The 6,596-nt window shown below is 44.0% G+C and carries 6 protein-coding genes and 6 tRNA genes; 3 read left to right on the top strand and 9 right to left on the bottom strand.

The genetic code is table 11. The features are described from left to right. The 5 genes from QTO06_RS24740 to QTO06_RS24720 all read right to left on the bottom strand — a co-directional run. The coding region (locus QTO06_RS24740) for a GTP-binding protein (RefSeq protein ID WP_331409495.1) at nt 1-150 on the bottom strand (150 nt) is incomplete at its 3' end. 101 nt (nt 151-251) lie between these two features. Continuing rightward, nucleotides 252-327, bottom strand: a tRNA-Thr gene (locus QTO06_RS24735). 13 nt (nt 328-340) lie between these two features. Continuing rightward, nucleotides 341-415 (bottom strand) — tRNA-Gly (locus QTO06_RS24730). 35 nt (nt 416-450) lie between these two features. Then, nucleotides 451-535, bottom strand: a tRNA-Tyr gene (locus QTO06_RS24725). Between the two features lie 51 nt (nt 536-586). Then, nucleotides 587-662, bottom strand: a tRNA-Thr gene (locus QTO06_RS24720). Nucleotides 663-868: 206 nt separating this feature from the next. Here QTO06_RS24720 and coaA point away from each other — a divergent pair. Then, nucleotides 869-1,792, top strand: a complete 924-nt coding sequence (gene coaA, locus QTO06_RS24715; RefSeq protein WP_039989388.1) for a type I pantothenate kinase — start codon at nt 869-871, stop codon at nt 1,790-1,792. 20 nt (nt 1,793-1,812) lie between these two features. On the opposite strand, the gene birA is transcribed toward coaA, so the two are convergent. Further along, nucleotides 1,813-2,778, bottom strand: coding sequence for a bifunctional biotin--[acetyl-CoA-carboxylase] ligase/biotin operon repressor BirA (gene birA, locus QTO06_RS24710; protein ID WP_331410270.1), 966 nt, complete (start codon nt 2,776-2,778; stop codon nt 1,813-1,815). Beyond that, nucleotides 2,775-3,818, bottom strand: a complete 1,044-nt coding sequence (gene murB / locus QTO06_RS24705; RefSeq protein ID WP_331410269.1) for a UDP-N-acetylmuramate dehydrogenase — start codon at nt 3,816-3,818, stop codon at nt 2,775-2,777. Before murB ends, birA begins: the two co-directional genes overlap by 4 nt. A 101-nt stretch (nt 3,819-3,919) precedes the next feature. Here murB and QTO06_RS24700 point away from each other — a divergent pair, with 101 nt between their 5' ends. Together QTO06_RS24700 and pssA are read left to right on the top strand one after the other, a co-directional pair. Beyond that, on the top strand, nt 3,920-4,351 hold the full coding sequence (locus tag QTO06_RS24700) for a GNAT family N-acetyltransferase (RefSeq protein WP_331410268.1): 432 nt from the start codon (nt 3,920-3,922) through the stop codon (nt 4,349-4,351). 71 nt (nt 4,352-4,422) lie between these two features. Further along, nucleotides 4,423-5,763 (top strand): CDP-diacylglycerol--serine O-phosphatidyltransferase, encoded by a 1,341-nt coding sequence (gene pssA, locus QTO06_RS24695; RefSeq protein WP_331410266.1) that lies wholly within the window; start codon nt 4,423-4,425, stop codon nt 5,761-5,763. A 549-nt stretch (nt 5,764-6,312) separates the two neighbouring features. Here pssA and QTO06_RS24690 read toward each other — a convergent pair. Together QTO06_RS24690 and QTO06_RS24685 are read right to left on the bottom strand one after the other, a co-directional pair. Next, a tRNA-Trp gene (locus QTO06_RS24690) sits at nt 6,313-6,389 on the bottom strand. A gap of 68 nt (nt 6,390-6,457) precedes the next feature. After that, nucleotides 6,458-6,534: transfer RNA gene (locus tag QTO06_RS24685), tRNA-Asp, on the bottom strand. Nucleotides 6,535-6,596: the final 62 nt, after the last annotated feature.

Here is a 6,596-nt window from a genome sequence, read left to right as displayed (position 1 = left end):
GATAGATGCGAAGTCACGAGCAGCACCGCCGTATACTTTAGCAAGTGTTGTACAGATAGCTGCAGTTAGAGTAGTTTTACCGTGGTCAACGTGGCCGATAGTACCAACGTTTACGTGCGGTTTTACACGTTCAAATTTTTCTTTAGACATGAGTAGTCCCTCTAGGTACGGATTTAGGTGGCCCGAATTGACCACGCAACCAAAAAAGATAATTGGTAAATCTTATATCAAAAGGAAATAACTTTAAGAGCTGGTGCTGATAGGCAGACTCGAACTGCCGACCTCATCCTTACCAAGGATGCGCTCTACCACCTGAGCTATATCAGCACTCAAATTAGAGTGGAGCGGGCAGCGGGAATCGAACCCGCATCATCAGCTTGGAAGGCTGAGGTAATAGCCATTATACGATGCCCGCAACACGTAACTCTGAGAGCTATTTCCTAAAGAATATGGTGGAGGGGGACGGATTCGAACCATCGAAGGCAGTGCCGGCAGATTTACAGTCTGCTCCCTTTGGCCACTCGGGAACCCCTCCAAAATTTCATGCCATTCTTACTACAATTGCTTCTAATGAAACAGGAAAGAATGGTGCCGACTACCGGAATCGAACTGGTGACCTACTGATTACAAGTCAGTTGCTCTACCTACTGAGCTAAGTCGGCATAAGTGGTGCGCATTCTATTGAATGATTTTCTAGGTTGCAATAGCTATTTTAAAAAAAATCGTAAAATTCGACTTTTTAGAATCGATTGCTGCAAAATCATACAATCCTCGCTTTTTAAAGCAAACTTTCGAGCTTTGTCGTTTGCTTTGCTCGGAGCTTGTTGTATGTTCTTGCTCTCTATGAAACCAAGGATAAAAGAGATCCATGAGTCCATTTTTGTCATTTGACCGTGCGGAATGGGCAGAGTTACGCAATTCTGTTCCTATGACACTCTCTGAAGACGACTTAAAAGCGCTTCAAGGCATTAATGAAAACCTCACTATGGAGGAAGCGGTAGAGATCTACCTTCCTTTGTCTCGTCTATTGAATTTATATGTTCAAGCTCGTCAAAGTCGAAACTCTGTCCTACAGGAATTCCTGAATACGGAAGAGCACGCTCCACCATTCGTAATTGGTATTGCGGGAAGTGTTGCTGTAGGAAAAAGCACGACAGCGAGACTTCTCAAAGCCCTGCTTTCTCGCTGGGAGAACCACCCTAAAGTCGCCTTAGTGACAACAGACGGTTTCTTATATCCAAAGAAAGTATTAGAAGATAAAGGCATCATGCATCGTAAAGGCTTTCCCGAGTCTTACGATATCAAACGCTTGGTAGAATTTGTTTCTGATGTAAAAGCTGGCCAGCCGAACTTAGAAGTGCCTGTCTATTCGCATATCACTTACGACATTACAGACGAAAAGAAAAAAGTGGATCGTCCTGATGTGTTAATCATTGAAGGGTTAAACGTTTTACAGAGCGGAATGGATTACCCGCACGATCCGCATCGCGTATTTGTTTCTGATTTTCTAGATTTTTCTATCTATGTGGATGCAGAAACAGACACCATTGAGCAATGGTATATAGAAAGATTCTTGAAGTTTCGTAGAGGTGCTTTTACTAAGCCAGGCTCTTACTTTAGCCACTATACCCAGCTGTCTGTAGAAGAGGCGAAAAATAAAGCTAAAGACATATGGCATTCAATCAACGGGCTGAACTTGGAACACAATATCCTTCCAACTCGTGAAAGGGCTCATCTGATTCTGCATAAAGGCCCAAGCCATTTGGTGGATAAGGTTTCTTTGAGAAAGTAACCTTATCCTTAATGACAGGGCTAGTCATTTTTCCTTAAGGAGATCTCTCCGCCAACATAGGTCTCCAATCCATTTTCAGTTTCAAGCACGACCCCACCTTGCTGGTCGATGCCTTTCACTATGCCATGAATCTCTCTTGGCCCCATCAACAGCTTAACTGAGCGTCCAATAAAATTATCTAAACGATTCCAGCGGTCAACAAAACCTGCCAATCCTGCCATTTCATATTCTTCTAGCGCGTTTTTCCAATGCTCGATTAGCTTTATCGCTAGCTGAGTGCGGTCAATCAAAACACCATCACTCACTTGGTTCAGAGTCGTCCAAGGCTGATCTATTTCTGGCTGCATATCTGGCATTCCGATATTTAACCCCATGCCGATCACCAAATGTGCAGCGCCACCGGCCTGACCCGACATTTCCACCAAAATACCCGCCAACTTCTTATCTTGGTAATAGATGTCATTCGGCCACTTCAATTTGACGCCATCGATACCAAGGCTTTCTATTGCCTCTACAGCAGCGATACCAACAACCAAGCTCAAGCCCATCGCTGCAGCCATACCAGCATCCAATCGCCAGTACATCGATAAGTAAAGGTTTGTTCCAAAGGGAGATATCCACTGGCGTCCACGCCTTCCTCGCCCTTTTGCCTGATACTCTGCAAGACAAACTCGCCCTTTGTCTGACTCATTCACTTTATCAAGCAAGTATTGGTTAGTAGAGTCAATAACCGAGATCAACTCTATTGGCGTCTCTACTTTGGCTTGCAATTGAGTCTCATCGAGCAGCTGCAAAGGCTGGGCTAGCTGATAGCCTCGCCCTTGGATACGGTAAATATCCACCCCCCAGTCATTAAGGCCTTTTATATGCTTAGCAATGGCAGCTCGAGAGATACCTAACTCCAGCCCTAGCGCTTCTCCTGAATGGAAATCTCCGTCACTGAGGGCTTTGAGAATATGCAATTTTACTGAGTGTTCTTTTCTCATTGCATTGCCTCGATTTCAGCCAGATTGGTCTCGCCCTTGTTATTCATAAAGCGAACTTCATGTTCAAGTTCAATTTGGTATTTATCCCAAACCGTCTTCTTCACTAAAGAAGCCAATGCGACCACATCGCTAGCACTGCAATTGTCTACATTGGTTAATACTAAAGCTTGCAATGGGTTCACCTGAGCCCCATTGACTGACACGCCTTTGAGCCCACATTGGTCAATCAACCAACCAGCCGCAACCTTCATCCCCTCTTTTGCTGGGTAAGCCACCATGTTGCTATGTTTCTGAATGAGTTGATCATAATGATCTTGGCTGATCACGGGATTTTTGAAGAAGCTACCCGCATTGCCCACTTTTGCAGGATCCGGTAATTTTTCCATACGCACTTGGCAAACACGTTCAAAAATAGCGAGTGGGGTGAGCTCTTCTTCTGGAATACTTTGTAAAGGGCCATATTGATTAATAGCTTGCCATTGCTTAGGCAACTTGAGACCGACCGCAGTAATAAAACATTTCTCATATAGTGCATGCTTGAAGATAGAATCGCGATAACCAAACAAGCACTCTTCGGCACTCATTCGTTTGGTATCAAAACTGGTCAAATCCAGAACATCGACATATTCACAAATGTCTTGTAGCTCTAAACCATAAGCACCGATATTTTGAATTGGCGCCGAACCCGCACACCCTGGGATAAGCGCAAGGTTTTCCATGCCGCCCATATCTTGCTTAACACTCCATTCGACCAAATTAGGCCAATCTTCTCCACCCTCAATATGCAGCAAGTAATGCTCATCCGTTTCAGTCACGGTTTTACCCATTAAACGGTTGATTATCACCATGCCCTCATAGTGCTGAGTGAACAGCATATTACTGCCTTTACCTAAAAAGAGCTTAGGTATGTTTTGATAAGCTTTGTCTTGGAAGAGTTGTATAACGTCGTCAACAGATTCAACGATCGCTAAGTAAGCACAAGTTTGTTCTATACCAAATGTGTGAAAAGCCTTAAGGCTCGCGTGTTTCTTAATTTCCATAGTGGATTTGCAACGCCAGATGAGATTCTCTTAAACTATGAACATTCTACATTAGTTATCTTTTAGCCGCAGTGACAATACCTAGCTCATTAATCATAGAAGTGTTAAATCCGATCAAACTGCCTCTCATCAAGAGGTTGTACAAAGCTCATTACCCCGCAGGGAGAGCAAAGCGAGACGAATTGATCGTAACCGCCACCTTAGAGGGCAGTATCATTGCTTTACTAAGATTGAAGACCATTGAGCAATCACGCTTATTGACAGGTATGCTCGTGATCCCTGAATACAGAGGGACAGGCGTAGGGAATGCCTTGCTTACTCATTGTGAAAACACAGTTTTCAGCGATGGCGATTATTGCTTTGCTTTTAACCATTTAGAACACTATTACACTCAACACGGATTCAAAACCATTGATAGCTCTGCACTTCCCAACTCTCTAAAAATGGCGTATCTGCGCTATGTAGACAGTGGTAAAGATCTCATTCCAATGCAATTCATTACTTCTAACACTCCAAACAGCGTGGTTTTGTAGCCATAGAATTCATATCTTTGGTAAAATATCAGGTTCGCAATATTGCACTTAATTAAGGTACTCACACCGGTATGATAGTAAGTAGGAACCCATTCGAACAGTTGCCAAGTCTCGCTGTTAAGCCTGAAGACTTCGAAGTTCTGCATGCTGCAGAGACTTTCAGAACTCGTCTTCTTGATGCGATCAGCAAAGCAACGTCGCGAATTTACCTAGTCGCTCTATATCTGGAAGATGATGAAGCTGGCCGTGAAATCTTCACAGCGCTCTATGAAGCGAAACAGCGCAATCCTGGATTGGACATCAATATCTGTGTAGATTGGCACCGAGCGCAACGAGGTCTTATTGGTGCAGAGTCATCAGAAGGCAACGCAGCACTTTACAAAACGTTCGCAAAGAAATACCAACACTCTATTCCCGTCTACGGAATTCCAGTGCGTGGAAGGGAAGTCTTTGGAGTACTTCACCTTAAAGGCTTTATCGTTGATGACACCGTGATTTACAGCGGCGCTAGCCTCAATAACGTGTATTTACACTACAATGATCGTTACCGCTTCGACCGCTACCATGTCATTCAGCACAAAACATTAGCTGACTCTATGGTGAGATTCATCCAAGACGAAATGATCGCTCACCCTGCAGTCAACGACCTAGCAGGCAAAGATAAGCCTGAAACAAAAGAAATCAAAGCAGACATCCGCCAACTTCGCTCTTCATTAGCACGCGCTAACTATGAGTTCGAAACTGAACTCGCTAGCGAAGAAGATGTAAAAGTCACGCCGCTTGTTGGCCTAGGCAAACGTCGTAATTTGCTTAATCAAAAAATCGTTAAGCTGCTTGCTGCCGCTCAGAACGAAATTTTCATCTGCACCCCTTACTTTAACTTCCCTAAAGCCATTAATCGCGAAGTGAAACGCGCAATGAAGCGTGGTGTAAAAGTCACTATCGTAGTGGGTGATAAAACGGCAAACGACTTCTACATCTCTCCGGAAGAAGAGTTCAAGACCATCGGTGGCCTACCATATCTATACGAACTCAACTTACGTCGATTTGCGAAAGCCAACGAGGCAAGCATTGCTGCACGCAAACTGTCTATCCACCTTTGGAAGCATGACAACAATAGCTTCCACCTAAAAGGCATCTGGGTTGATAAGCGCTACATGCTGATGACAGGTAATAACTTGAATCCTCGTGCATGGTCTCTAGACTTAGAAAATGGTCTATTAGTACAAGATAACTACGCAAAGATGACTGACAAGTTTGAGCAAGAAGTAGCAAACATTCTTGAACATACTCAGCTTATCTGTACATATAGACAATTAGAAAAAGTTGAAGACTATCCAGTAAGCGTTCAGAAGCTGGTTCGTAAGATCACACGAATTAAAGCAGATGGCGTGCTTAAACGCATTCTTTAAGACGTTTACTTAAGTGATAAGCAAGCCCAGTATGAAAATACTGGGCTTTTTTGTTACTTGTAATCAGGAATTAGCAAGCCACTATAGAAAGCAAACAGTAAGCACTCTACAGCTATCTCAGCAACACCAAAGAACGCAGCTGTCCACTTCCCTCTGACCCTTTCAAAAGGACTATTAACCTATGGCGTTAAATTGTTTTAGGAAGGAATTGTTAGACGAACCAACGAGTAAGCAGACGTATATTTTTTCCTAGCTTCGACGTTTCTATCGGGAGACTTGAGTACTTTAAGCGGGAGGGTAAGTGATAACGCCAAGGATTCGATTCATTTTGCAGCTTCAGGGAAAGAGAAAGAAGCGAAATGGCTCCTGAATTTCTGCTAGATCCATAAATATTTCAGGGGTTGGATTCAGAGATTAGGGCGGGCTGGCGATCTAATTCCCAACACGCGCTATTTTGATATTAGAGGAATCCGTTGTTCTTCCAATAGGCTGGAATTCTTTTCTCCAGATACGAAAAAGGCTCTAGTCTTTCGACTAGAGCCTTAAATATGGCAGGGGTGGAGAGATTCGAACTCCCAACACGCGGATTTGGAATCCGCTGCTCTGCCAATTGGAGCTACACCCCTGTAGAAACTACAGTTTATCACATTGTAGATTCAAAAAAACCTCGCAAAAGCGAGGTCTTCGAAATAAGTGGCGGAGCGGACGGGACTCGAACCCGCGACCCCCGGCGTGACAGGCCGGTATTCTAACCAACTGAACTACCGCTCCGCACTGGTTAGACCTAAAGTCTAAATTTAAAGCCTGGCGATGTCCTACTCTCACATGGGGAA

This window comes from Vibrio sp. M260121 (genome assembly GCF_036533715.1).
Taxonomy (GTDB): Bacteria; Pseudomonadota; Gammaproteobacteria; order Enterobacterales; family Vibrionaceae; genus Vibrio.
This window is presented reverse-complemented; position numbering and strand designations above follow the sequence as displayed.